The 25,550-nt window shown below is 56.0% G+C and carries 20 protein-coding genes; 15 read left to right on the top strand and 5 right to left on the bottom strand.

Annotated features, from left to right (window positions below; all coding sequences use genetic code 11):
- Window positions 1–146: 146 nt before the first annotated feature.
- Genes gatB through gatC form a run of 3 tightly spaced genes read right to left on the bottom strand, consistent with a single transcriptional unit; the run spans window position 147 to window position 3,357 of the window.
- Complete coding sequence (gene gatB, locus FJD38_RS11875; protein ID WP_122786375.1) at window positions 147–1,592, bottom strand: Asp-tRNA(Asn)/Glu-tRNA(Gln) amidotransferase subunit GatB; 1,446 nt, start codon at window positions 1,590–1,592, stop codon at window positions 147–149.
- A gap of 10 nt (window positions 1,593–1,602) precedes the next feature.
- Window positions 1,603–3,054 carry an Asp-tRNA(Asn)/Glu-tRNA(Gln) amidotransferase subunit GatA gene (gene gatA, locus FJD38_RS11870; protein ID WP_146385444.1) on the bottom strand — a complete coding sequence of 484 codons (1,452 nt, stop codon included), beginning with the start codon at window positions 3,052–3,054 and terminating at the stop codon, window positions 1,603–1,605.
- A gap of 15 nt (window positions 3,055–3,069) precedes the next feature.
- Window positions 3,070–3,357, bottom strand: coding sequence for an Asp-tRNA(Asn)/Glu-tRNA(Gln) amidotransferase subunit GatC (gatC, locus tag FJD38_RS11865; protein WP_122786377.1), 288 nt, complete (start codon window positions 3,355–3,357; stop codon window positions 3,070–3,072).
- A gap of 210 nt (window positions 3,358–3,567) precedes the next feature.
- On the opposite strand from gatC, the gene mreB reads away from it, so the two are divergent.
- The 8 genes from mreB to tldD all read left to right on the top strand — a co-directional run bounded on the left by mreB (window position 3,568) and on the right by tldD (window position 14,829).
- Window positions 3,568–4,605: a rod shape-determining protein MreB gene (gene mreB / locus FJD38_RS11860; protein WP_002555108.1), complete on the top strand. Its 1,038-nt coding sequence runs from the start codon at window positions 3,568–3,570 to the stop codon at window positions 4,603–4,605.
- A gap of 144 nt (window positions 4,606–4,749) precedes the next feature.
- Complete coding sequence (gene mreC, locus FJD38_RS11855) at window positions 4,750–5,865, top strand: rod shape-determining protein MreC (RefSeq protein WP_146385442.1); 1,116 nt, start codon at window positions 4,750–4,752, stop codon at window positions 5,863–5,865.
- On the top strand, window positions 5,865–6,353 hold the full coding sequence (mreD, locus tag FJD38_RS11850) for a rod shape-determining protein MreD (RefSeq protein WP_146385440.1): 489 nt from the start codon (window positions 5,865–5,867) through the stop codon (window positions 6,351–6,353). Before mreC ends, mreD begins: the two co-directional genes overlap by 1 nt.
- Window positions 6,354–6,405: 52 nt before the next feature.
- Window positions 6,406–7,011 carry a Maf family protein gene (locus FJD38_RS11845; protein WP_122786380.1) on the top strand — a complete coding sequence of 202 codons (606 nt, stop codon included), beginning with the start codon at window positions 6,406–6,408 and terminating at the stop codon, window positions 7,009–7,011.
- Window positions 7,012–7,067: 56 nt separating this feature from the next.
- Window positions 7,068–8,525, top strand: a complete 1,458-nt coding sequence (gene rng, locus FJD38_RS11840) for a ribonuclease G (protein ID WP_122786381.1) — start codon at window positions 7,068–7,070, stop codon at window positions 8,523–8,525.
- Window positions 8,526–8,602: 77 nt separating this feature from the next.
- Window positions 8,603–12,415, top strand: a complete 3,813-nt coding sequence (locus tag FJD38_RS11835) for a YhdP family protein (RefSeq protein WP_146385438.1) — start codon at window positions 8,603–8,605, stop codon at window positions 12,413–12,415.
- A 61-nt stretch (window positions 12,416–12,476) separates the two neighbouring features.
- On the top strand, window positions 12,477–13,325 hold the full coding sequence (locus FJD38_RS11830) for a carbon-nitrogen hydrolase family protein (RefSeq protein ID WP_122786383.1): 849 nt from the start codon (window positions 12,477–12,479) through the stop codon (window positions 13,323–13,325).
- Between the two features lie 61 nt (window positions 13,326–13,386).
- The gene (gene tldD, locus FJD38_RS11825) at window positions 13,387–14,829 is read left to right on the top strand and encodes a metalloprotease TldD (protein ID WP_122786384.1); all 1,443 of its coding nucleotides are present in this window, start codon (window positions 13,387–13,389) and stop codon (window positions 14,827–14,829) included.
- Between the two features lie 44 nt (window positions 14,830–14,873).
- Here tldD and yjgA read toward each other — a convergent pair whose 3' ends face one another.
- A complete protein-coding gene (gene yjgA / locus FJD38_RS11820; protein ID WP_122786385.1) occupies window positions 14,874–15,395 on the bottom strand; it encodes a ribosome biogenesis factor YjgA in 522 nt (173 codons plus the stop codon).
- 107 nt (window positions 15,396–15,502) lie between these two features.
- On the opposite strand from yjgA, the gene pmbA reads away from it, so the two are divergent.
- From pmbA to FJD38_RS11785, 7 genes are all read left to right on the top strand, one after another.
- Window positions 15,503–16,849, top strand: coding sequence for a metalloprotease PmbA (pmbA, locus tag FJD38_RS11815; RefSeq protein WP_146385436.1), 1,347 nt, complete (start codon window positions 15,503–15,505; stop codon window positions 16,847–16,849).
- A gap of 249 nt (window positions 16,850–17,098) precedes the next feature.
- Entirely contained in the window at window positions 17,099–21,394 is a 4,296-nt protein-coding gene (locus tag FJD38_RS11810; RefSeq protein WP_146385434.1) for a dermonecrotic toxin domain-containing protein, read from the top strand.
- 102 nt (window positions 21,395–21,496) lie between these two features.
- Window positions 21,497–21,892: a FagA protein gene (locus FJD38_RS11805; RefSeq protein ID WP_122786388.1), complete on the top strand. Its 396-nt coding sequence runs from the start codon at window positions 21,497–21,499 to the stop codon at window positions 21,890–21,892.
- Window positions 21,885–23,261, top strand: coding sequence for a class II fumarate hydratase (locus tag FJD38_RS11800; protein ID WP_146385432.1), 1,377 nt, complete (start codon window positions 21,885–21,887; stop codon window positions 23,259–23,261). The genes FJD38_RS11805 and FJD38_RS11800 overlap by 8 nt, the downstream gene beginning before the upstream one ends.
- A gap of 27 nt (window positions 23,262–23,288) precedes the next feature.
- Window positions 23,289–23,738, top strand: a complete 450-nt coding sequence (locus FJD38_RS11795) for a hypothetical protein (protein ID WP_146385430.1) — start codon at window positions 23,289–23,291, stop codon at window positions 23,736–23,738.
- Between the two features lies 1 nt (window position 23,739).
- Window positions 23,740–24,351 carry a superoxide dismutase gene (locus FJD38_RS11790; protein ID WP_122786391.1) on the top strand — a complete coding sequence of 204 codons (612 nt, stop codon included), beginning with the start codon at window positions 23,740–23,742 and terminating at the stop codon, window positions 24,349–24,351.
- Window positions 24,352–24,373: 22 nt separating this feature from the next.
- Window positions 24,374–25,267: a ZIP family metal transporter gene (locus tag FJD38_RS11785; RefSeq protein WP_122786392.1), complete on the top strand. Its 894-nt coding sequence runs from the start codon at window positions 24,374–24,376 to the stop codon at window positions 25,265–25,267.
- A 7-nt stretch (window positions 25,268–25,274) separates the two neighbouring features.
- On the opposite strand, the gene FJD38_RS11780 is transcribed toward FJD38_RS11785, so the two are convergent.
- A complete protein-coding gene (locus FJD38_RS11780) occupies window positions 25,275–25,547 on the bottom strand; it encodes an HPr family phosphocarrier protein (protein WP_122786393.1) in 273 nt (90 codons plus the stop codon).
- Window positions 25,548–25,550: the final 3 nt, after the last annotated feature.

Raw genomic sequence — 25,550 nt, 5'->3', positions numbered from 1 at the left:
CGTAGCAGCTGCCGCAGGCTGCGTTCGGCGGCGAAGCCGTCGTAAACCAGAAGTGTTCAATTCAAACTTTGAACCGCGGTTCCTGATTTACGATCGCTTCGCAATCGGACGCAGCCTGCGGCAGCTGCTACGGGTTTCGCATTGCTTTAGCCTTCGAGTTTGCTTTTCAGCAGTTCGTTGACCTGTTGCGGGTTGGCTTTGCCTTTGGACGCTTTCATGGCCTGACCGACGAAGAAGCCGAACATCTTGCCGCGCTTGGCTTCGTCTGCCGCACGGTATTGCTCGACTTGTTCTGCGTTGGCAGCCAGTACTTCATCCAGCACTTTTTCAATCGCGCCGCTGTCTGTCACTTGCTTAAGGCCGCGTTTTTCGATGATCTCGTCAGCGCTGCCTTCGCCGTTAGCCATTGCTTCAAGCACCACTTTGGCAATCTTGCCGGAGATGGTGTTGTCCTTGATGCGTTGCAACATGCCGCCCAGTTGTTCGGCAGTGACTGGTGACTGATCAATGTCCAGGCCTTGCTTGTTGAGCAGGCTGCCCAACTCAACCATGACCCAGTTGGCCGCCAGTTTGGCGTCGCCACTGATGCTGACGACTTTTTCGAAGTAGTCCGCTTGTTCACGGCTTGATGCCAGTACGCTTGAGTCGTAAGCCGACAACCCGAACTGCGACTGGAAGCGCTCGCGCTTTTGCGGTGGCAGTTCTGGCAGGGTGGCGCGCACGTCTTCGATAAACGAATCTTCGATCACCACCGGCAGCAGGTCAGGATCGGGGAAGTAACGGTAGTCGTTAGCTTCTTCCTTGCTGCGCATGGCGCGGGTTTCATCTTTGTTCGGGTCATACAGGCGGGTTTGCTGGATGACCTTGCCACCGTCTTCGATCAGTTCGATCTGGCGCTGAACTTCGCTGTTGATGGCCTTTTCGATGAAGCGGAACGAGTTGACGTTCTTGATCTCGCAACGAGTACCGAATTCGGCCTGACCCACCGGGCGAATCGACACGTTGCAGTCGCAACGTAACGAGCCTTCGGCCATGTTGCCATCGCAGATGCCCAGGTAGCGAACGAGCGCGTGCATGGCTTTGACGTAAGCCACGGCCTCTTTGGCGCTGCGCATGTCCGGTTCGGAAACGATTTCGAGCAACGGCGTGCCGGCCCGGTTCAGGTCGATGCCGGTAGCGCCGCTGAAATCTTCGTGCAGGCTTTTACCCGCGTCTTCTTCCAGGTGGGCACGGGTGATGCCGACACGTTTAACGGTGCCGTCTTCCAGTGTGATGTCCAGATGGCCTTTGCCGACGATAGGCAGTTCCATCTGACTGATCTGGTAGCCCTTGGGCAAATCCGGGTAGAAGTAGTTCTTGCGGGCAAACACGCTGTGCTGACCGATTTCGGCATCAACCGCCAGGCCGAACATCACGGCCATGCGCACGGCTTCTTCGTTGAGCACCGGTAAAACCCCTGGCATGCCCAGGTCAACCAGGCTGGCCTGAGTGTTCGGCTCAGAGCCGAACGTGGTGGCGCTACCGGAGAAAATCTTCGATTGGGTGGCGAGCTGGGAGTGAATTTCCAGCCCGATCACAACTTCCCATTGCATATGTTTCTCCTCAGAAGCCGGCAGGTGAGCGCGTGTGCCAGTCAGTATTCAACTGATACTGGTGGGCGACATTGAGCAAGCGACCTTCCTGAAAGTAGGGTGCCAGCAACTGCACGCCCACAGGCAACCCGTCAACAAAACCGGCTGGCATCGACAGGCCTGGCAGGCCCGCGAGGTTAGCGGTGATGGTGTACACGTCTTCCAGATAGGCAGAAACCGGGTCGCTGTTTTTAGCGCCGATTTTCCAGGCCGGGTTAGGCGTGGTTGGGCCGAGGATGATGTCGACTTCATTGAAAGCGGTCATGAAGTCGTTTTTGATCAGGCGACGGATTTTTTGAGCTTGCAGGTAGTAAGCGTCGTAGTAGCCGGCGGACAGGGCATAAGCTCCCACCAGAATCCGGCGCTGCACTTCAGGGCCAAAGCCTTCGGCGCGCGAACGCTTGTACAGGTCAGTGAGGTCTTTAGGATCTTCGCAACGATGACCGAAGCGCACGCCGTCAAAACGCGACAGGTTAGAGGATGCTTCAGCCGGCGCGATCACGTAGTACGCTGGGATCGCGTGCTGCATGTTAGGCAGGCTGATGGTCTTGATCACGGCACCGAGCTTTTCAAGTTCTTTGACACTGGTGTGGATCAGTTCGGCAATACGAGGGTCAAGACCTTCGCTGAAGTACTCTTTAGGCACGCCGATGCGCAGGCCTTGCAGCGAACCGTTGAGGGTGGCGCTGTAGTCCGGCACGGGCTCATCGATGCTGGTGGAGTCTTGCGGGTCGAAGCCAGCCATGCCTTGTAACAAAATAGCGCAGTCTTCAGCGGTGCGCGCCAAAGGGCCGCCCTGATCAAGGCTGGACGCGTAGGCAATCATGCCCCAGCGTGAGACGCGACCGTAAGTCGGTTTCAGGCCGGTGAGGTTGGTCAGCGCTGCCGGCTGTCGGATAGAACCGCCGGTGTCGGTACCGGTTGCCGCGGGCAACAGGCGGGCAGCAACGGCGGCTGCCGAGCCCCCCGACGAACCACCGGGCACGTGCTCAAGGTTCCACGGGTTTTTGACCGCGCCGTAGTAGCTCGATTCGTTGGCCGAACCCATGGCGAACTCGTCCATGTTGGTCTTGCCAAGGGTCACAGCACCGGCAGCTGCCAGCTTGGACACCACGGTGGCGTCATACGGGGCTTTGAAGTTGTCGAGCATCTTCGAGCCGCAACTGGTGCGCACGCCCAGGGTGCAGAACAGGTCTTTATGACCAATGGGCGCGCCCAGCAGAGCGCCGGTTTCACCGTTGGCGCGACGTGCGTCGGCGGCCTTGGCCTGCTCTAGGGCGAGGTCTTCGGTGAGGGTGATAAAACTGTTGAGCTGAGGATCGAGCTGAGCGATACGCGCCAGCAGGGTCTTGGTCAGCTCTTCGGAAGAAAACTTTTTATCGGCGAGTCCGCGAGCGATCTCGGCCAGAGTCAATTGATGCATGCAGGCTCTTTCCTTTTACTCGATGACTTTAGGAACCAGGTAGAGGCCTTTTTCGACCGCCGGTGCGATGGACTGGTACGCCTCGCGATGATTAGTCTCAGTCACGACGTCTGCACGCAGGCGCTGGCTGGCTTCCAGGGGGTGAGCCAGAGGCTCGATACCCGTGGTATCGACAGCCTGCATCTGGTCAATTAGCCCCAAAATGCTGTTAAGAGCTTCGGTGGTGCGTGGAATATCGGCATCATTGAGACCCAGACGGGCCAAATGAGCGATTTTTTCCACGTCGGAGCGTTCAAGCGCCATGGGATTCTCCAGTGGAAAACAAGACGGATGCTATCCGTGTGTTAGATTGTCGGAACACTACCGCATTTCTACGGTCTAATGGCCGCGATTGTGGGGGCTGGTGCTCTGAAAAGCTGCCAATTTAACATATTGGCGCCTTGCCCAAAATCCCTGTCGTTGTTAGAGTTTGCCGCACTTTTTTACCCACGCGTTGCCTAGGGTCCCTTTCCCATGTTCAAGAAACTGCGTGGCATGTTTTCCAGCGATCTTTCCATTGACCTGGGCACTGCCAACACCCTTATTTACGTGCGTGAGCGCGGTATTGTCCTGAATGAGCCATCGGTTGTGGCTATTCGGACGCACGGTAACCAGAAAAGTGTCGTTGCCGTTGGCACCGAGGCTAAGCGTATGCTTGGCCGTACACCGGGCAACATTGCTGCCATTCGTCCGATGAAGGACGGCGTGATCGCTGATTTCAGCGTTTGCGAAAAGATGCTGCAGTATTTCATCAACAAAGTGCACGAAAACAGTTTTCTGCAACCAAGCCCTCGGGTTCTGATTTGTGTGCCATGCAAATCGACTCAGGTCGAACGTCGCGCTATTCGTGAATCGGCACTGGGTGCCGGTGCCCGCGAAGTGTTTCTGATCGAAGAGCCAATGGCAGCCGCCATCGGTGCCGGTTTGCCGGTTGAAGAAGCACGCGGTTCGATGGTCGTCGATATCGGTGGCGGGACCACTGAAATTGCCTTGATCTCCCTGAACGGTGTGGTTTACGCCGAGTCAGTGCGGGTTGGTGGCGACCGCTTCGACGAAGCGATCATTACCTATGTGCGCCGTAACTACGGCAGCCTGATCGGTGAATCGACCGCTGAGCGTATCAAGCAGGAAATCGGTACAGCTTATCCGGGTGGTGAAGTGCGTGAAGTCGACGTGCGCGGCCGTAACCTGGCAGAAGGCGTACCCCGAGCGTTCACCCTGAACTCCAACGAAGTGCTTGAGGCTCTGCAAGAGTCGCTGGCAACCATCGTTCAGGCCGTGAAAAGCGCTCTGGAGCAATCGCCGCCAGAGTTGGCTTCGGACATCGCCGAGCGTGGTTTGGTACTGACCGGTGGTGGCGCCCTGTTGCGTGACCTCGACAAGTTGCTGGCCCAGGAAACCGGTCTGCCGGTGATCGTCGCCGAAGACCCGCTGACCTGCGTTGCTCGTGGTGGTGGCCGTGCACTGGAAATGATGGACAAACACACGATGGACCTGCTTTCCAGCGAATAAGATCGTCTGGTGCAGTTCTACGGTTATCACCAAAAGGTAGCACTTTGCAGTGCTGCCTTTTGGCGTTTACCTTCTGTCAATCTTCATCCAGGCCGCTTTGAAGCCGTATGAATACATTGAACACTTGCCCGGGAGGAGCGGCCTATTAAACCGCTCTTCGCCAAAGGCCCCTCGTTGGGTGTACGCCTGTTAGTGCTGGTCGTACTGTCGGTCGCGCTGATGGTGGTTGATGCCCGTTTCACGGTGCTAAAGCCCGTGCGCAGCCAAATGTCGCTGGTGCTGATGCAGTCCTACTGGATCACTGACTTGCCACAGCGCTTGTTTCAGGGCGTTGCCAGTCAGTTTGGCAGCCGTACTGAACTGGTGGCTGAGAACGAGAAACTCAAAACCGAAAACATTCTGCTGCAAGGCCGCATGCAAAAACTGGCTGCCTTGACTGAGCAGAACGTTCGTTTGCGCGAGTTGCTGAATTCTTCGGCGCTGGTCAACGAAAAGGTTGAAGTCGCCGAGTTGATCGGTATGGACCCGAACCCCTTTACCCATCGCATCATCATCAACAAGGGTGAGCGGGACGGTGTCGTGCTTGGCCAACCTGTACTCGATGCTCGCGGTTTGATGGGGCAAGTGGTTGAGTTGATGCCCTATACCTCTCGTGTCTTGTTGCTGACCGATACAACCCACAGCATTCCGGTACAGGTTAACCGTAACGGCTTGCGTGCGATTGCCAGCGGTACGGGTAACCCCGAGCGTCTGGAGTTGCGCCATGTCGCGGACACAGCCGATATCAAAGAAGGCGATTTACTGGTCAGCTCAGGGCTAGGGCAGCGCTTTCCTGCGGGTTATCCGGTTGCGACGGTCAAAGAAGTGATTCACGACTCCGGCCAACCGTTTGCCATTGTTCGCGCCGTTCCCACAGCGGCCTTGAACCGTAGCCGCTACTTGCTGCTGGTTTTCAGCGACAGCCGCACGCCGGAAGAGCGCGCCAATGAAGCGGCCCAGGCTCAGGACGCAGAGCAGGGTGGTGTTGCTCCGGCCACTATTCCGGCCACGGTGCCCAAGCCAGCTGCCGTTGCGCCGGCTCCAGTCGCTGCGACTGCACCAGCCGCTGTGCCTGCTCCAGTCGCGGCACCTGTTCCTGCCGTTGCGCCGGTTACTCGCGCTGCAGTGCCAGCGGCGGCGAAAAAACCGTCTCCAGCGCCAACCCCTGCCGCACCCAACCCGCCAGCCGCTGCGCCGGCCACGACTCGGGAGAGGCAATAATGGCGAATACCCGTTCACGTAATGGCTGGATCATCTGGCTGACATTCGCCATCGGCCTGTTGCTCAGCATTTCACCCATGCCGCAATTCATGGAGGTGCTCCGGCCTTTGTGGCTGGGGTTGCTGTTGACCTTCTGGGCGCTGTACCTGCCGCATAAAGTTGGCATGGTCACTGCGTGGTGCCTGGGTTTGGCCGAAGATGTGCTGTATGGCACTTTACTGGGGCAGAACGCACTCATCCTGACGCTCATCACTTTTCTGGTACTGACGCTTCAACAGCGTTTGCGAATGTTCCCGATGTGGCAGCAAAGTTTGGTGTTGCTTGTCATTTTTGGGCTGGCTCAGTTGGCTCAACTATGGCTAAGTGCCTTGACCGGTAACCGTCAGCCGACGCTTGCACTGGTCTTGCCGGCACTGGTCAGCGCGCTACTGTGGCCGTGGGTCAGCTATGGTCTGCGCGGCCTGCGCCGACGCTTCAAAATCAATTAACAGGAGCGCGAGCCATTTCCGGGTTTGTGCACTATGACAAGGAGATGTCTCGATGCTTTCGCTTTATCTGGCTTCCGGGTCACCGCGCAGACGCGAGTTATTGACTCAAATCGATGTGCCGTTCAGCACGGTCATTGCCGCCATTGACGAAACCCCACTCGTCAACGAAACCCCTGAGTCCTATGTCGAACGCCTGGCGTGCGAGAAGGCTCAGGCTGGACGTAATGTATTGCTGAAATCGATCCACCCGGACTTGTTCTGCGTGCTGGGTGCCGACACGGCCGTGGTGCTGGAGGGCCGAATTCTCGGCAAGCCGGTCGATCAGGCTGATGCCATGGCTATGCTTAAGGCACTTTCAGGGCGTGAACATGATGTGCTCACGGCCATTGCGGTCATTGATAGCCAGCTCTGTGAGACCCGTGTGGTGCGCAGTCGAGTGAGATTTCGAGACATCAGTAAACAAGAAGCGAGCCTTTATTGGGCCAGCGGAGAGCCGCAGGACAAAGCTGGCGGATACGCCATTCAAGGCTTGGGTGCGGTGTTTGTGGCGGGCCTCAATGGCAGTTATTCCGGTGTCGTGGGCTTGCCCGTATGCGAAACCGCAGAACTGTTGGGGCATTTCGGCATACCCTGTTGGCAAAACCTTACCGTGCGCTGAATACCGCACCTACGAGACGTGGCACTACTGTGATGACGCCTGAACGAGACCCAGCCATGAGTGAAGAGATCCTGATCAACATCACGCCGATGGAATCGCGCGTGGCGGTGGTAGAGAACGGTGTTCTACAAGAGGTGCACGTCGAACGGACCCAGCGCCGTGGCATTGTTGGCAATATCTATAAAGGCAAAATAGTCAGGGTTCTGCCCGGCATGCAGGCCGCCTTTGTCGATATCGGTCTGGACCGTGCGGCGTTTATTCACGCCTCTGAAATTTCCCTGCGTGAAGGTCAGGCGGTTGAAAGCATCAGTGCACTGGTGCATGAAGGTCAAAGTCTGGTGGTGCAAGTGACCAAAGACCCGATTGCCTCAAAAGGTGCGCGTCTGACCACACAGCTGTCCATACCTTCGCGCTACCTGGTGTACATGCCGCGTACGGCTCATGTCGGCATTTCGCTGAAAATTGAAGATGAAGCCGAGCGTGATCGCCTGAAACAGGTGGTCAGTGATTGCGTGGCTCAGGAAGGTATCAAGGAAGCCGGTGGTTTTATCCTGCGCACGGCGGCCGAAGGAGCCGGGGCAGATGAGATTCTGATGGACATTCGCTACCTGCGGCGTCTGTGGGATCAAATCGGTTTGCAGATAAAAACCGCTGGCGCCCCGAGTGTGATCTATGAAGACCTGGGCTTGGCGCTGCGGACACTGCGCGACCTGGTCAGCCCAAAGATTGAGAAAATCCGTATCGATTCGCGAGAAACCTTCCAGAAAACCACGCAGTTTGTGGCTGAACTCATGCCGGAAATCGCTGATCGCCTTGAGCATTATCCGGGTGAACGGCCAATTTTCGATCTGTATGGCGTTGAAGGCGAAATCCAGAAAGCCCTGGATCGTAAGGTGCCACTCAAGTCCGGTGGGTATCTGGTAGTCGACCCTGCCGAAGCCATGACCACGATTGATGTCAACACAGGCGCTTTTGTCGGCCACCGCAATCTTGAAGAAACCATTTTCAAAACCAATCTTGAGGCGGCTACCGCCATTGCGCGGCAATTGCGTCTGCGCAATCTGGGCGGGATCATCATTATCGACTTCATCGACATGGAAGATGAAGAGCACCAGCGTCAGGTCTTGCGCACCCTCGAAAAACAGCTCGAACGGGATCATGCCAAGACCAATATCATCGGTATTACCGAGTTGGGCCTGGTGCAGATGACTCGCAAACGTACCCGTGAAAGTTTGGAACAGGTGCTCTGCGAGCCGTGTTTGTGCTGTCAGGGACGGGGCAAACTAAAGACTCCGGAAACCATCTGTTACGAGATCTTCCGTGAAATTTTGCGCGAGGCTCGTGCTTATCAGGCGGTTGGCTATCGTGTATTGGCCAGCCAGAAGGTAGTTGATCGTTTGCTTGACGAAGAGTCAGGCAACGTCGCGGAGCTTGAAGGGTTCATAGGCCGTACGATACGTTTTCAGGTTGAGACCATGTACTCCCAGGAACAATACGATGTGGTGCTGCTCTGAACAGCCACGGGCCATGCAGGGTAAAAACAGAGGGCCGTTTCGGCCCCTGCGATCAATGATAAAAGGGGCAACATGACATGGAGCGTCTGCCACGCTTTTTTGCCGCGCTGACCCGCTGGGGGCTGGGACTAAGTGCTGTGGTCCTGGTGATCACGGCGTTGTATGTCAGTTTGGGGCGTGAGCTCACGCCGCTGATTGCCGAGTACCGCGTAGAACTTCAAAACAAGGCGCGTGATGCCTTGGGCATGCCGTTGACCATTGGCAGCCTTGAAGGCAGCTGGAGTGGAATGGCGCCGGTGTTGATGGCCCATGACGTGATGGTCGGCGAGGGCAACCATGCTCTGCGTCTTGATCAGGTGCAGGTGGTGCCCGATGTCTGGTCCAGCCTGTTACATCGCGATATTCGCATCGCCCATCTGCAGCTCAACGGGTTGCAGTTGAGCGCACGTCAGGATCAGGCCGGTCACTGGGCCTTTGAAGGCGTGCCGGTGCAGGATGATCAACCCCTCGATCCTGAACAACTTCTCAATCAATTGCAGCGTGTGGCGCGGCTGTCGGTGCTCGACAGTCAGGTGACCCTTGAACCTTACAAACAAGCGCCATTGACCCTGACCTATGTTGGCTTGACGCTGGATGTGGGCGCGTCGGATCAGCGGCTCGATGCGCGCTTGACCTTGCCCGACGGCCAGCCTGTGGCTTTGAGTGTCAAAACCCAAATAGAGGCCAGTCACTGGCGCGATGCTGCGGCTCAGGCCTATGTGAGCCTGCCTCAAAGTGATTGGGCCAAATGGCTGCCGGCCTCGCTGATCAACCCGTGGAAAGTGTCAGAACTCAAAGCGGGTGGCGAGCTGTGGTTTGACTGGAGCAAAGGGTCGGTACAGCGCGCAGTTGCGCGTTTGAATGCACCCACCTTGCGTGGCGCTTATGCAGAGCGAAAAGCCCAAACCTTCGATAATCTGGCCTTGCGTGCCTGGGTGGAGCGCGGCGAGCAGGGATTTAATGTCGTCCTCGACTCGCTGGCGGTGAACCTGGGTGATAAACGCTGGGAAACCCGCATGCAGTTGCAGCAGTTTGCTGCCAATGACCCGGCGCAAGAGCGCTGGCACTTGCAGGCCGATCACCTTGACCTGACCCCCCTCACAGCGCTGATGGATTCGCTGGCGCCTGTGCCGCAAGCCGCTGCCCAAGTCATTGATCAACTCAACGTTACCGGCACCTTGCGCAATGTATTGGCCGACTACCGGCCTCATGCCCCGGATGATCAAAAACTGAGTTTTGCTGCCAACCTGCAGCAGGTGGGTTTCAATGCCACTCACGGCGCACCGGCGGCACGCAATGTCAGCGGTTTGATCAGTGGTGATTTGGGCAAGGGTGAGCTGCGGCTCGACAGCAAGGATTTTTCGCTGCACCTGGACCCGATCTTCGCCAAACCCTGGCAGTACCTTCAAGCCAACGCCTTGCTCAAGTGGACGTTGGACAAGAACGCCTTCACGCTGATTGCACCCTATATCAAAGTGCTGGGCGAAGAGGGCAAGATTGCTGCTGACTTCCTGATCCGCATTCATCTGGATCATTCGTCAGAGGACTACATGGATCTGCGGGTGGGGCTGACCGATGGTGATGGTCGCTTCACTCCCAAGTACCTGCCCGAAGTCTTGAGTCCTGCACTCACTGAATGGCTGAGCACGGCCATTATCAAAGGTGCAGTTGAAGAGGGCTTCTTTCAGTATCAAGGTTCGCTCAGCCACGATGCAGTTGCAGCAGCGCGCAATATAAGTCTATTTTTCAAAGTGCACGGGGTCGAGTTGGCCTTTCAACCCGGTTGGCCTCACGTGCGCGATGTTTCGGGTGATGTATTTATCGAAGACAGCGGTGTACGCATCATGGCCAGCAAAGGCCTGTTGCTCTCCACCAAGGTACGTAATGTAGCGGTCAGCATCCCGCATGTTCCCACCGGAAAAGTCAGCCATTTGTTGTTGAACGGCGATTTTGATGGTGGTCTGGGCGATGGGCTGAAAATTCTTCAGGAGGCCCCCATCGGCACCGCTGAAACCTTTGCCGGATGGCAGGGCGAGGGCCCACTCAAAGGCCGTGTCGACCTCGATATCCCTCTGGAAAAAGACGTAGAGCCGAAAATTCTAGTCGACTTCAACACTGACAAGGCGCGCTTGAAAATCAGCGAGCCCGAGTTTGAGCTGACGCAACTCAAGGGCGCCTTTCGTTTTGACAGTGATAAAGGCCTGAGTGGTAAAGGCATCAGCGCACGGGCGTTCGATCGTCCTGTCACGGCGCAGATTTATGCCGATGGCAAACCCGGCAGGCTGAACACGCGTGTGGTGGCTAACGGTCAGGTCGGTGTTAAACAGTTGACCGACTGGCTCAAGTTCAATCAGCAAATTCCCGTGAGTGGTGTCTTGCCTTATCAGTTGCAGCTCACGCTGGACGGCGCGGACAGTCAGTTGCGGGTCAACTCCAATCTGCGCGGAGCGGTAATCGATTTACCTGCTCCTTTCGGCCTGGCTGCCAATGAAGTCCGCGACACAGTATTTCGCATGACCTTGCAGGGGGCCGAGCGCCGCTACTGGTTTGACTATGGCGATCTGGCCAACCTGACGTTTGCCGCACCCAATGGCAAGTTTGAAGACGGGCGGGGGGAGTTGTTTTTGGGGGGAGGCACCCCGGTGTTGCCGCCCACCAAAGGTGTACGCATTCGCGGCGTCTTGTCGGAACTGGATATAGCACCCTGGCAGGCTCTGGTGGAGCGGTATGCAGGCAAGGACCCGGGAGGCAGTGCAAAGCAAATGCTCAGCAGTGCGGATTTTAAAGTGGGCAAGTTGACCGGATTTGGCACACAGCTTGACCAAGTCAGCTTGAACATGAAGCGTACGGGCTCGGCGTGGGGCTTACAGATCGACAGTAAACAAGCTGTGGGTACGGTGAGACTTCCGGACGCCAAGAGCGCGCCCATCGTGGTCACGATGCAGACCATCCGTTTGCCCGCCCCTGATCCCAAAGCGGTGACCGACGACAATGCCCCGGATCCACTGGCCTCAGTCGACCCACGAAACATCCCGGCGCTGGACATCATTATTCGCCAGCTCTATCAAGGGCCGGATCTGCTGGGGGCCTGGTCATTGAACATTCGTCCGACCGGCCGTGGCATCAAAATGAGTTCGCTCAACCTGGGGCTCAAGGGCTTGCTGCTTGATGGCTCAGGTGGCTGGGAAGGCGTTGCCGGTGCTACCAACAGCTGGTATCAGGGACGTCTTGGCGGTCGCAATCTGGCCGATGTGCTTAAAAATTGGGGGTTCGCGCCGAGCGTGACCAGCGAAGACTTCCATGTCGACGTGGATGGTCGCTGGCCGGGTTCACCGGCCTGGATCGGTCTTAAGCGCTTCTCGGGCACACTGGATGCATCGTTGAGAAAAGGCCAGTTTGTTGAGGTTGATGGCAGCGCTCAGGTGTTGCGCATTTTTGGCCTGCTGAACTTCAACGCCATAGGCCGCCGCTTGCGTCTGGACTTCTCTGACCTGTTTGGCAAAGGCCTGAGTTATGACCGGGTCAAGGGTGTGTTGAACGCCAACAATGGCGTGTACAGCACGAGCAAACCTATTTTGATGACCGGGCCGTCCACTAATCTGGAGCTTAATGGCACGTTGAACATGGTGACTGATCAGGTCAATGCCAAACTCTTGGTCACATTGCCGGTCACTAACAACCTGCCGCTTGCTGCCCTGTTGGTAGGCGGTCCGGCGGCAGGCGGGGCGATGTTTTTGCTGAATAAGTTGATTGGTGATCAGGTGTCGCGTTTTGCCAGCGTGCAGTACAGCATTCAAGGCCCATGGACGGATCCGAAGATCACCTTCGACAAACCTTTTGAGAAAAACTAGGAGTAGCATGGTACGGGTTCGGGCCTAAACGCTTCTACACGATGCTTATCAGGAAAATGCCATGTCGCTTGCAGTGATTCAAATGGTCAGCCAGAGCGACGTGCTGGCTAACCTGGGCCAAGCCCGGCGGCTGCTTGAGCAAGCGGCCGAGGGCGGAGCGCAACTGGCCGTGCTGCCCGAAAATTTCGCTGCAATGGGCCGGCGTGACATCGCCGATATCGGCCGCGCAGAGGCACTGGGCCAGGGTCCGATTCTACCGTGGTTGAAACAGGCCGCTCGCGACCTCAACTTATGGATAGTGGCAGGCACATTACCCCTACCGCCTGCCAATCAGCCCGATGCCAAGGTCAATGCCTGTTCATTGCTCATCAGCGCTGACGGCGAGCAAGTTGCACGTTACGACAAGCTGCACTTGTTCGATGTTGACGTGTCTGACAGCCGTGGCCGTTACCGTGAGTCTGATGATTATTCACCGGGTGAGCGCGTGGTGGTCACCGACACCCCGGTTGGCAAGCTGGGCTTGACGGTCTGTTACGACTTGCGTTTTCCCGAGCTATACAGTGAGTTGAGGGCGGCAGGCGCTGAACTGATCACCGCGCCTTCGGCCTTTACGGCCGTGACCGGGCAGGCCCATTGGGAGGTGCTGATTCGCGCCCGGGCTATTGAAACCCAGTGCTATATCCTCGCCGCCGCTCAGGGCGGTGTTCATCCTGGCCCGCGCGAAACCTGGGGGCATGCCGCAATTATTGACCCCTGGGGACGTGTGCTGGCACAACAGGCACAAGGCGAAGGGGTATTGCTGGCCGAGCGCGACAGTGCAGAGCAGGCGTCTATCAGGGCGCGCATGCCGGTGGTCAACCACCGGAGATTTTTTTCGCAGGGCGCACAGCGGCCTGCAACGCACGACTAATTTTCAGGCCCGTGGGTTCAGCACTCAAAGATGCTGAAGCAGGGGCCAAGACGGAGTGAATATGAGCGAGTTGTTGACCTCAGTCAGCGAACACCTGTTGGCACCGGGCGGTGTCACCATCGAAAGTCTGCAAAGTGTGCTGGGCGATCTGGCCGGGCCGGGTATTGATGCGGCAGATTTGTATTTTCAGGGTCAGATTTCCGAATCCTGGGCACTGGAAGACGGCATCGTCAAAGAAGGCAGTTTCAACCTCGATCAGGGTGTAGGTGTGCGCGCCCAATCGGGTGAGAAAACCGGCTTTGCTTACAGTAACGCTATTACCCTCGAAGCCTTGGGGCTGGCCGCCCGGGCTGCGCGCTCAATCTCCCGTGCCGGGCAGAACGGTACCGTTCAGGCATTTACGGCTCAGGACGTTGCCCAGCTGTACGCGCCGGATAACCCGCTGGAAGTCATCAGCCGTGCCGAAAAGGTAGAGCTGCTCAAGCGCATCGATGCCGCCACCCGAGCGCTGGACCCGCGTATTCAGCAAGTTACCGTCAGCATGGCCGGCGTCTGGGAACGTATTCTGGTGGCGTCTACTGACGGTGGTCTGGCTGCCGATGTACGTCCATTGGTGCGCTTTAACGTCAGCGTGATCGTTGAGCAAAACGGCCGTCGCGAACGCGGTGGGCATGGCGGCGGCGGGCGTACGGATTATCGCTACTTCCTCACTGACGACCGTGCCATGGGGTATGCCCGTGAAGCGTTGCGTCAGGCACTGGTCAACCTTGAAGCTGTGCCTGCGCCTGCGGGTACCATGCCCGTTGTCCTGGGCTCTGGCTGGTCTGGCGTGCTGCTGCACGAAGCAGTTGGGCATGGTCTGGAAGGTGACTTCAACCGCAAGGGCAGCTCAGCCTACAGCGGACGCATGGGCGAAATGGTTGCTTCCAAACTGTGCACCATCGTCGATGACGGCACCTTGGCGGGTCGTCGTGGATCGTTGAGTGTCGATGACGAAGGCACCCCGACCCAATGCACCACGTTGATCGAAAACGGCGTGCTCAAGGGCTACATGCAAGACAAGTTGAATGCTCGACTGATGGGCGTAGCCCGTACCGGCAATGGTCGTCGTGAGTCGTACGCGCATTTGCCGATGCCGCGCATGACCAACACCTACATGCTGGGCGGCGAAAGCGATCCGGCAGAGATCATCGCCTCGGTGAAGAAAGGTATCTACTGCGCTAATTTGGGCGGCGGTCAGGTCGACATTACCAGCGGTAAGTTTGTGTTCTCCACCAGCGAGGCCTACTTGATCGAGGACGGCAAAATCACTCGCCCAGTCAAAGGCGCGACCCTGATTGGCAATGGGCCGGAAGCGATGAGCAAGGTGTCGATGGTCGGTAACGATCTGGCGCTGGACAGCGGTGTGGGCACGTGCGGCAAGGATGGACAGTCTGTGCCGGTAGGCGTGGGCCAGCCGACCTTGAAAATTGACGCGATTACGGTTGGCGGTACAGGCGCTTGAAGGGCGGTGAGCGGGTTGCTGGGCAACCCGCTCACGTACGAGATTTAACGCAGACCGCGTTGTGTCTCGTCCAACCCACGAATGTACTTGAACAATTTACGGCTGGAAGCCGGTGCCTTGTTTTGAGCCAGTTCGTGTTTGGCCTGACGGATGATCGAACGCATTTGCTGGCGATCAGCCTCAGGGAACTCGGCGACAAACTTTTCCAGTACGGCGTCATCGCCCTCAATCAGGCGATCACGCCAGCGTTCCAGACCATGGAAACGCTCGTTGTATTGACGCGAAGAGGCATCGACTTGATCGATCAGCGCAAGAATTTCATCCAGCGGTTGATCGCGCATCAGCTTGCCGATAAACATCATATGGCGCTTGCGCGCAATATTGGCCGTGTGTTTTGAAGCATCTGCCAAGGCCCGGCGCAGTGCGTCGGTCAAAGGCATTTTGTTGAGCAAGTCAGGCTTGAGTGTCGTGAGACGCTCGCCCAGTTCAACCAGAGCATGAAGCTCGCGTTTGACCTGTGATTTGCTTTTTTCGCCGTCGAAGGCGTCGTCGTAAGAATCAACCATGGTGGCAGTCCGCAAAGAAACGCCGCCATGATAACCAGTCGGGGGCCGCTTGTCCGGCCCGGTCGCTCGGCGGCCCTACCGAAAACAGAATTTGAGTGGAGAAAACCATGAGTGCAGTACAAAGCGTTGGCCCGCAGGCCCTGCCGGCACTGCAAGAGCAGGTCGAGCAAATCATCGCTGAAGCCAAGCGCCAAGGCGCCAGTGCCTGTGAAGTGGCGGTATCACTTGAGCAGGGTTTGTCGACGACTGTACGTCAACGTGAAGTCGAAACCGTTGAGTTCAACCGCGACCAGGGCTTCGGCATTACGCTCTATGTGGGACAGCGCAAAGGTTCGGCCAGCACCTCGGCTACGGGCCCTGACGCTATTCGCGAAACCGTCGCGGCAGCGCTGGCGATTGCCAAGCACACGTCTGAAGACGAAAGCTCGGGCCTGGCCGATGCCAGCCTGATGGCTCGCGACCTGAAAGATTTTGATGTGTTCCACACGTGGGATATCACTCCGGAACAAGCCATCGAAAAAGCGCTGGCCTGTGAGGCTGCGGCATTCGAAGCAGACAGTCGCATCAAAAATGCAGATGGCACCAGCCTCAGCACGCATCAAGGGTGCCGTGTGTATGGCAACAGCAACGGCTTTATCGGCGGTTCGGCATCAACCCGCCACAGCCTGAGCTGCGTCATGATCGCCGAAGGCGACGGGCAGATGCAGCGCGACTATTGGTATGACGTCAACTGCCAGGGTGAGTTGCTGACAGATGCTGTGATCATCGGTAAACGAGCGGCTGAGCGCGCTGCCCGTCGTCTGGGCGCACGACCGGTGCCGACCTGTGAAGTGCCGGTGCTGTTTTCGGCTGAATTGGCTGGCGGTTTGTTTGGTAGTTTTCTGGGGGCCATCTCAGGCGGCAATCTGTATCGCAAGTCATCTTTCTTGCTGGATGCGATGGGTCAGCAAATTTTCCCTGAGTGGTTGACGCTGGATGAACGCCCGCACCTGATGCGTGCGATGGGCAGTTCATCGTTTGATAACGATGGCCTGGCGACTTACGCCAAACCCTTTATCAAGGACGGCGAACTGGTGTCGTACATCCTCAGCACCTACTCGGGTCGCAAGTTGGGCATGCCGAGCACAGCCAACGCAGGCGGTGTGCATAACCTGTTTGTGACACACGGCGATGAAGACCAGGCGGCCTTGATCCGAAAAATGGACCGTGGTCTGTTTGTCACCGAGTTGATGGGCAGCGGCCTGAATATGGTGACGGGTGACTATTCCCGCGGCGCAGCAGGCTTCTGGGTCGAAAATGGCGAAATCCAGTTCCCTGTGCAGGAAGTAACGATTGCCGGCAATATGCGTGAGATGTTCAAACAGATCATTGCGGTCGGTAACGATCTGGAGTTGCGTAGCAATATCCGCACCGGCTCGGTATTGATCGAGCGCATGACGGTGGCGGGCAGTTAAGCTTTTTACAATTCATCAAGGCGTATCACTGTTGCGGTGATACGCCTTTTTTGTTTCTCGACCACAGGAATCAGAATGGTTGACTGGTGCACAGACGAGCGCACGAGACTCGAATGAGCACAGGTATACATATGTAGATAAGTTTAGAAGATCACCGGGTTCAGACTGCTCTGGTATTTATCCTCCCCTATACCCTGTAGCTCTACAGCATGGGTATCGGGATAACTGAGCATTCTTGAGTGTTTCCCTATGAGTGAAGTTTTTCAATTATCTGACGCCTTGAGTTCCGATCTGGTTGGCATCAGTCCAGAGGCCGAAAAAACACACGTCCTGAAATGGATGGCTATAGATGCTGAAATTCAAACCCTGTTGACCGACCAGCCCAGCCTGTCTTCAGTTATTCAAAATAAATTCAAAACCACTTTTACGGATGTCACCGAGGACATCGAGCCTGCGCATCTGCTGATTGTTTCCAAGTCGGGGGCAACGGTGCAAAGCGATGTTTCGACGGTGCCTCCTCCTCAATTTACAAATGTCATCGATACGGTAATCGAAACGTTGCGGGACAATGTGTTCCCTTCCTATTCCGCTGCAACCACAACGCTGATACGCGCCGGTGACTCCTCAGAGCTGGGGATTGATATCGCCCGTTTTGAGCTTTTTGTGGCGGATATACGCCGATACCTCGGGAGTTATATCAGATTACAAACCGCCGATTTCTGGCTGGCCAGTACTCCGCTTACCGGAACACGGTCAAGAAAGGACTGGCTTATAACCAAGCTCAGAGACGTACTGCGGGCTGAGTGCGAGATGCTCAACTTCGACAACACCCTGACGCCCGAACAGGTGCAAGTAGTGGACCTGATCGTGCGATACCCCTCGTTGTCGACCCGCGCTGCGTTAGCGGCCTATTCACGCCCGGCGGTCTATGCCTTAGCGCTGAAAGGGCAGAGTGGGCTTGCTCCTGTTTATTTTGCAGGGGCATTTGTGATGACAGCGCGCGATGGCTCCGGGGTGGAGGATCAATTCGGGGCTTTCACTATTGCGCCCAAAGGACCCTCGGTAGAGATCGATTATCAGGCAAACGCCGGTGTGGTGGTGCTCTATACGCCATCAGGCGGCCTGCAAGGTTTTAGTTCATTGCAGACGCTGCAAGCGGAACTAGAGCGCCGTTGGCGTGCAGTCACGGAATTCGAGTCCATGCTGGAGCTGACCTCATCCGCTGATTTGCCGCGCATCATGGCGTTGGAAAACGGGCCACAGGCAACACTGGAGCTGTTTTTCAGCGAGATCAAAGAGTCGGTCTTCGAGCATTGGTTCAAGGTACATGACGAGCAACGCCAGCAAAACTTGATCCATATTCTGTCTCATGCCGCGACTGCGAACGGTGCTGAGCTGGAGGGTGAACTGGCCCATGTGATCGATTATGCCCATCGGTTCAGGCAAGCCAGTGCGTTTAGTGCAAGAGTGCACAAACACTTATCGAAAAAAACCCGTGATTGGCTGGTTAAAGCCAACAGCGAAGATCGGGCCAGATGGCTCGAGGCTGCAGAGAAGTACAAAACGCAATCATTGCTTGCCAATGAAGATGGGGAGCCTTCACCTCATCAATTTGGCGATAAAGCCTTTCTTCTGCGCTATGCCCGAGAACACATTCAGCAGCATATTCAGTTGGAATATGGCATCCATATTGACCCGGATACGCTATTTATTACGACGACTGCCGCAGAGGCTGGATCAGGGCCGGTTATCCCTGTCAGTGGCTTTACCTCTTCCTCTTATACGTCGGTAAACAGCCTGTCCCGTACCGGCCCTTCCATCAACATGGTCAGTACCTCAAGGACAATGACCCAACTGTCTTTGGAGAATGTCAGTAAGTTTGATGTTGACTATGCCCTCACTGCCCGTATCAGCACAGGCAGTGCAACAGGGCCGCGGTCAACGCAATTGAGTGCATCTCAAGTCAAGAACATTATCAGAACGGTGAACATCGGGGATAACTACCAAGCCTTCCTGCAGGATAAGTTGATCGATTCTCCCAGGGCTGTTTCCCGACGTGAAACAGCCATGCAGTTAATGATTGCGCAGATGCGGATGGATGCACTGGAGGCAAAGATATCCAAAGATTTTTCTCCGGATCGCCTCGATCGTGGTTATCGCTGGGTCGAAGCGGTACTGGATAAAGCGCAACAACTGAAGCCTGTCGCCGAGGTGGAGGGGCATACAATCACGGTGTATCAACTCCTGATAGATGGGGCCACGGTGCGTGGCGTTCTCATTATCGCAACGCCTGCACTTGCTCCCGAAGCCTCATGGTCCAGTTTTGAGTGGTCCAGCCAGCATCCACAATTCAGTGTTAGCTCACTGGTTGTTTATACCCCTGAAGCACCAGATGGTAAGCGTTTTCGTGAGTTTGAAAATCGTGCGCACTTTGCCAATAAGTTTTTGCATGATGCTGCATTTACTGAGTATTTATCGGGGCGGGTCAGCATGGGGCATCAAACGCGGGTCAGTCAGCTGCTCAGGCAGGGGCTGCGCGCTCCCGATGTGAAGCTGTTGGTTATCGCTGATAATTTTATTGAACAGGGCTGTATTGCGCTGGCTCGACATGCGATTGCCAATGCCGATGCGTTAAGTAACTCAACGTCTGAAGTCAACGAGCTGACTGTTTGGAACAGTATCGAAATGGCCGTGGACATTGTGACATTCGCATTGCCTTTGAAAGCCACCATGCCTATTGCCCTCGGCCGGAGTTTGGTGTCGCTTTGGAATGGATTTGACGCATTAAAACGTGACAGTCAACTGGAAGCGCTCAGGCATTTTTTAGGCATGGTCGCGCATTGGGTGGATGCGAGCGTCGATCTCGGTGTCGCTGTTATCAAACTGCCGAACACGGGTGTCGTGACCTCGCCACCCGCACTTGATCCCAAACTGGCTTATACCAAAAATCTCACTGATCTGACCTTGCGTACTGATGGTGCTTACGCAGGCGTGTATGAAAAAGTGCCCAAGCAGGGGGGCTATTCTCAGTATTTCATTCAACAAGAGAAGCATTGGTATCAGCTCAAATATGACAAAGACCGCTTGGTCTGGCGGGTGATCGACATGCGTCGTCCGCAAGCCTGGTATCGGTCGCCCATTAGCAAAGACAGCGAGGGTATATGGCGGGTCAGTACTCCTGAATTAAGTTTGCTTGGCGGTGGCCCATCCACGCTCGCACCTTTTCGCGTTCGAGTGGCTTTTCCTAATCTCAGTCTCGAAGAAGCCCGAAGACTACTGGATCAATATAATTTTCCGGAGGGGAGAAGGGCTCATATGGAGCTTGCTATGGCTGAGTATCTGGTTAAACACAAAGAGCTACCGTTGTGGTCACATGCATACCTGAAACCCGGCCTGGAAGCCGCGAGACAAGCACGATTGCAACAGCCGCAGGACACTTCCAGTGTGTTGCTGAGCAACAAGCGAAAGGCGCCGGAGATTGCGCAGGAACAACCGGTTGCCCGCCCGCTGCAACCGGGGACTTCAACCAGTACGCCTCACTCCGGGGTTTCAATAAAGGACAGTTGGAAAAGTTGGGGGCAGAACGTTGAACCGGGGCTTTCCAGTATGGCGAGTATCAACCCGCCTATTTTCAAGGTGACTGCCCCTGAACGTACTTACAGAGCAATAAAAATTGATGATCTGCACTATGAGATTTTGCCTCAGGGCCTTGAAGCTCAAACTAACCGCGTTCTCCTCGTCAATCCTCACAAGCCGTGCAAAAGTTTCCAGCAGCTGGAAAAACTCATTCGTGAGAACAAATATTTTCAACCTCGACTGGCTGAATTCGCCAACGGTAACTGGACGATAAAAGAGCCATTTTTCTACAAACCCCTAAGTAACTTTGTGCGTACGATTTTTCCGTCGATGACTGCTCAATCACGCATCGAGCTTGCCCGCCGACTCTTTCGGTTTGCTGATCCGGGCAATACCGAATTGACCACCAGCCGCATGCTCAATATCAACCAAACTCTGTATGGTTGGATCACCAAGAGCTCTGCACTGCTGAGTGTGCATCTGGGGGATCCTTTCGCGCTGTTGGCACATGGGCCCCGCATCGGTGAGCGTATTTATAATGTAGGCACGAAAGTGAGCGCCGGAATGTTCAGCCGAATGGACTTTGTATTGCTGGCGAGTGAACACGCCTTAATCACAAGGGCTGCAACCGCGCTTAATCAATCACTTAATGACGTGATGAAAAGTCTTTTGCAACGACTTGGGTATGAAATCTACCCAGGGGTGTCCGGTTATTCCCACCTTGTGTTCCGGCGCCGTGGCAGCAAAACCCTCAATTTCATGCAGCTGCATAAAACTGACTCACCACTGATCACCATGACCAAAGCACTCACAGACTCGCTTGAGGAGCTGATTAGTGAAAATCCTTTGTCTCCATTGTCTTTGGCATTGAGCAACGCGAGAACTGAAGGGAAATTGGTCTTTTTGATTGGGGGCTTGCAGCAAGCTGCTCCATCGGATTTGCCTGTCGGGTTCGTTTACCGCGTGTAGCCCTTTAAGGACGGCCCTTCGGCAAGGCGCAAATGCCCCAAGGCTTGTTTTGATAATCAATATCGCTTAATAATGAATCTCATTATCGAGTGAGCCAGGGTCATGAGTTCAGCCTTGCATGAAGGGCCTTATCTGGAAAGCTGGCGGTGGATGAGCCGCCAGATCCGTTGCGGGCTGGCGCCCGACGAGCCGCGTCTGATTGACCATTATCTGGCTGAAGGCCGTTATCTTGCTGCCTGTACGGCCACTTCCCCGTGGGGAGTGGCTGTGACCTCTTTCAGGCTGTTGCTCGACACGGCAAGCGATACCGCCTTGCCCTGGCATTGGCGAACCGTCTGTCTGGACAACGCGTGGCGTCCGCTTCGCGACCTCGAAACTCAAGCCCTGTGCGCGTGCCGACTCAAACGCTGGCAAAGCTTTGCCTGGCAATTGGCAACCTGCGAGCTCGAGCCATCGATTTCTTTAACCGAACTGTTGCAAGGATTTCACGATGAGTAATACCCGTATCGAACGTGACAGCATGGGTGAACTGCATGTGCCTGAAGATGCCCTGTACGGCGCTCAAACCCAGCGTGCGGTGAACAACTTTCCCATCAGTCATCAGCGCATGCCCGCACAGTTCATTCGGGCACTGATCTTGGCCAAAGCCGCAGCAGCCAAGGCCAATATCGAGCTCAAGCAAATAACCGAGGAGCAGGGTAAAGCCATTGTAGAGGCCACTCAGATCCTGCTGTCCGGCGATTATATGGAGCATTTCCCGGTCGACATATTCCAGACGGGGTCGGGTACCAGCTCCAATATGAATGCTAATGAGGTGATCGCCACACTGGCGACGCGGGTTCTGGGTGAGCCGGTCAATCCCAACGATCACGTTAACTGCGGGCAAAGCAGTAACGACATCATCCCTACCGCCATCCATGTAAGTGCGGCTCTGGGCCTGCATGAAGAACTGCTACCCGCGCTGACTCATTTGGTGCAAGTGATAGAGCACAAGGCAGAAGAGGTTCATGCCTACGTCAAAACCGGCCGTACCCATCTGATGGACGCCATGCCCGTGCGCATGAGTCAGGTGCTCAATGGCTGGGCGCAACAACTCAAAGCCAATATCGAGCATTTGCATAATTTACAGCCGGCCCTGCAGTCACTGGCTCAAGGTGGCACGGCGGTGGGTACTGGTATCAATGCTCATCCGCTATTTTCCGAATTATTCAGTCAGCAACTCAGCGCGCTGACTCACCTGACATTCACCCCTGGCAAAGACCTGTTCGCATTGATCGGATCGCAAGACACGGCGGTTTCGGTTTCAGGCCAGCTCAAAGCCACGGCTGTGTCGCTGATGAAAATTGCCAATGATCTGCGCTGGATGAACTCAGGCCCATTGGCCGGTTTGGGAGAAATCGAGCTGCAGGCCTTGCAACCGGGTTCTTCGATCATGCCGGGCAAGGTCAACCCGGTGATCCCGGAAGCCACGGCAATGGTTGCAGCTCAGGTCATCGGTAACGACGCGGTGATCACTGTCGCCGGTCAGTCTGGCAACTTCGAGCTCAACGTCATGCTGCCGGTGATTGCCCAGAACCTGTTAAGCAGTATTGAGCTGCTGGCCAATTCGTGCCGCTTGCTGGCCGACAAAGCCATTGCCAGCTTCAAGGTCAACGAGGCCAAGCTCAAGGAGGCGCTGTCGCGCAATCCGATTTTAGTGACTGCGTTGAACCCGATCATTGGTTATCAAAAGGCCGCAGAAATCGCTAAGACCGCCTACCAACAAGGGCGTCCGGTGATTGATGTAGCGCTGGAGTTCACTGACTTGCCCCGTAGCCAGCTTGAGGTCCTGCTCGACCCCGAGAAACTGACCGACGGCGGCGTTTAACTCACGACACTGCTTTGGAGGTTTCACATGGAGCACTGGAAACGCACGATCGAAAGAGCGAACCGCTGTTTCGCTCAGGGCGAACTGGTCGACGCCCGGGAGCACTACTTGCAGGCCCTTGCTCTGGCACAGGTTCTGTTTGAGCGCTGGAGTGATGCCGACGAAGCAGTGGCTGCGTGTGTGATATCGCACCACAACCTGGCGGATTTGCATTTGCGCCTCAACCAGCCAGAAGAAAGCGTTGAGTACCTCTGTGCGATTCATCAACGATTACTGCACACCATGCAGAACGACCGTTTGGTCCCCGCGTTGCGCCAGGCTGCGCTGCGTCATAGCAGCAAGACCTATGTAGAACTGTTGAATTTCATTGGCGAATACGGTGAATACCCGCGCTCCAGCCTGTTGCTTAAAAACAGCGTGGCTCAAACCACCCTGGAGCGTTCAGTACACAGCGGCCATCACTCAGGAGTACATTGATATGACTTACACATTGCCTGCTTTGCCTTATGCCTATGACGCCCTTGAGCCGCATATTGATGCGCAAACCATGGAAATTCATCACACCAAACACCACCAGACCTATATCAATAATCTCAATGCGGCTGTGCAGGGAACCGAATGGGAAGACTGGCCAGTGGAAAAACTGGTCGCCAGCGTTCAGCAATTGCCCGAGCAACTGCGACCGGCAGTGATCAATCATGGCGGTGGACATGCCAATCACTCTCTATTCTGGGAAGTGATGAGCCCTAAAGGGGGAGGTATTCCAGAAGGCGCACTGCTTAAGGCGATTGATGAGCAGTTGGGAGGGCTTGATGCGTTCAAAGAAGCCTTTACCAAGGCTGCATTGACCCGTTTTGGCAGTGGCTGGGCATGGTTGAGTGTCACGCCACAAAAAACACTGGTCGTCGAAAGCAGCGGTAATCAGGACAGTCCGCTGATGAATGGCAACACGCCGATTCTTGGGCTGGATGTGTGGGAGCACGCGTACTACCTGCGTTACCAAAACCGTCGTCCCGAATACATCAGTGCGTTTTATAACGTTATTAATTGGCCAGAAGTGGCGCGTCGTTATCAGGCCGCTATTGGCTGACTCAACAGGATTCAGGCAGATTATGGGCACGCAAATATTAGCGGTCGGGGGCGTGCGAATGTTTCGCTATGCCCTTGGCACGCTCTTGCTGTTGGCGGGCACGGCCTTGCTGGTAGCCAAGGGATTGGTCTGGCTGGATCTGGAGCCCAGGATGTTACGGGCGCTGCAAGGCGGAGCGCTCTGCGCGTTGGGTACGGCGCTGGGCGCGGTGCCGGTGCTGGTTATTCGCAAGATGCCGGTGGCGGTCAGCGATACCTTGTTGGGCTTTGGTGCCGGGGTGATGCTGGCCGCCACGGCCTTCTCGCTGATTGTTCCCGGCATAGCAGCGGCTCAAAGTCTTGGCTTGTCAGCTTGGGCCGCCAGCGGGTTGATCAGTGCGGGTATCTTGCTGGGCGCTTTCTTTTTGTTTCTGGTGGACCGCAAGGTCGCGGGAGGCGGGCCAGAAGTCTTGGTCAGTCGTCCCGGTGAACCCGTGATTGCACCGCGCATCTGGTTGTTCGTGATTGCCATCGTGGCGCATAACATCCCCGAAGGCATGGCGGTCGGGGTGTCGGCAGGCGGCGGAATGCCAGACGCCGATAGTCTGGCGATGGGCATTGCGCTTCAGGATGTGCCAGAGGGGCTGGTAATTGCATTGGTGTTGGCTGGCGCGGGCATGTCGCGGGTCAGGGCATTCTTGATCGGGGCTGCCTCAGGCCTTGTCGAGCCGGTGTTCGCCTTGCTTTGTGCCTGGTTGGTCAATCTGGCCGAAGTATTGTTGCCAATGGGGTTGGCATTGGCGGCGGGGGCCATGCTGCTGGTGGTCACGCAAGAAGTCATCCCCGAATCACGCCGCAATGGCCACGAAAAACTGGCCAGTCTGGGCTTGTGTGTAGGGTTTTGCTTGATGATGGTGATGGATACGGCGTTGGGTTAAGCGTGGCTTACTCGCCTTCATCAAAGTAGTTATTGATGAGTTTGGTTAGGGCATCAAGGGCTTCCTGCTCTTTCTCGCCTTCAGTCTTGAGGTGGATAGTCGTGCCCTTGCCAGCGGCAAGCATCATCATGGCCATGATGCTTTTGCCATCCACCATCGAGTCAGCGGTACGTCCTGCTCTGACCAGACATGGAAACTGTCCTGCGATACCTACGAACTTGGCCGATGCCCGGGCGTGCAAGCCCAGCTTGTTGATGATTTCAATTTCCAGTGCAGGCATCGC

The organism is Pseudomonas saxonica (assembly GCF_007858365.1).
GTDB classification, from domain to species: domain Bacteria; phylum Pseudomonadota; class Gammaproteobacteria; order Pseudomonadales; family Pseudomonadaceae; genus Aquipseudomonas; species Aquipseudomonas saxonica.
Note: the sequence above shows the minus strand (reverse complement) of the source record. Positions and strands in the feature narration are given on the sequence as shown.

Excerpts from the sequence above, each read along its gene's own strand:
- rng (WP_122786381.1), top strand. The coding sequence starts at position 7,068 with ATGAGTGAAGAGATCCTGATCAACATCACGCCGATGGAATCGCGCGTG.
- FJD38_RS11845 (WP_122786380.1), top strand. The coding sequence starts at position 6,406 with ATGCTTTCGCTTTATCTGGCTTCCGGGTCACCGCGCAGACGCGAGTTA.
- pmbA (WP_146385436.1), top strand. The coding sequence starts at position 15,503 with ATGAGTGCAGTACAAAGCGTTGGCCCGCAGGCCCTGCCGGCACTGCAA.
- gatC (WP_122786377.1), bottom strand. The coding sequence starts at position 3,357 with ATGGCGCTTGAACGCTCCGACGTGGAAAAAATCGCTCATTTGGCCCGT.
- FJD38_RS11830 (WP_122786383.1), top strand. The coding sequence starts at position 12,477 with ATGTCGCTTGCAGTGATTCAAATGGTCAGCCAGAGCGACGTGCTGGCT.
- gatA (WP_146385444.1), bottom strand. The coding sequence starts at position 3,054 with ATGCATCAATTGACTCTGGCCGAGATCGCTCGCGGACTCGCCGATAAA.
- mreD (WP_146385440.1), top strand. The coding sequence starts at position 5,865 with ATGGCGAATACCCGTTCACGTAATGGCTGGATCATCTGGCTGACATTC.
- tldD (WP_122786384.1), top strand. The coding sequence starts at position 13,387 with ATGAGCGAGTTGTTGACCTCAGTCAGCGAACACCTGTTGGCACCGGGC.
- FJD38_RS11780 (WP_122786393.1), bottom strand. The coding sequence starts at position 25,547 with ATGCCTGCACTGGAAATTGAAATCATCAACAAGCTGGGCTTGCACGCC.
- FJD38_RS11795 (WP_146385430.1), top strand. The coding sequence starts at position 23,289 with ATGGAGCACTGGAAACGCACGATCGAAAGAGCGAACCGCTGTTTCGCT.
- FJD38_RS11805 (WP_122786388.1), top strand. The coding sequence starts at position 21,497 with ATGAGTTCAGCCTTGCATGAAGGGCCTTATCTGGAAAGCTGGCGGTGG.
- FJD38_RS11810 (WP_146385434.1), top strand. The coding sequence starts at position 17,099 with ATGAGTGAAGTTTTTCAATTATCTGACGCCTTGAGTTCCGATCTGGTT.
- FJD38_RS11835 (WP_146385438.1), top strand. The coding sequence starts at position 8,603 with ATGGAGCGTCTGCCACGCTTTTTTGCCGCGCTGACCCGCTGGGGGCTG.
- FJD38_RS11790 (WP_122786391.1), top strand. The coding sequence starts at position 23,740 with ATGACTTACACATTGCCTGCTTTGCCTTATGCCTATGACGCCCTTGAG.
- FJD38_RS11800 (WP_146385432.1), top strand. The coding sequence starts at position 21,885 with ATGAGTAATACCCGTATCGAACGTGACAGCATGGGTGAACTGCATGTG.
- mreB (WP_002555108.1), top strand. The coding sequence starts at position 3,568 with ATGTTCAAGAAACTGCGTGGCATGTTTTCCAGCGATCTTTCCATTGAC.
- yjgA (WP_122786385.1), bottom strand. The coding sequence starts at position 15,395 with ATGGTTGATTCTTACGACGACGCCTTCGACGGCGAAAAAAGCAAATCA.
- gatB (WP_122786375.1), bottom strand. The coding sequence starts at position 1,592 with ATGCAATGGGAAGTTGTGATCGGGCTGGAAATTCACTCCCAGCTCGCC.
- FJD38_RS11785 (WP_122786392.1), top strand. The coding sequence starts at position 24,374 with ATGGGCACGCAAATATTAGCGGTCGGGGGCGTGCGAATGTTTCGCTAT.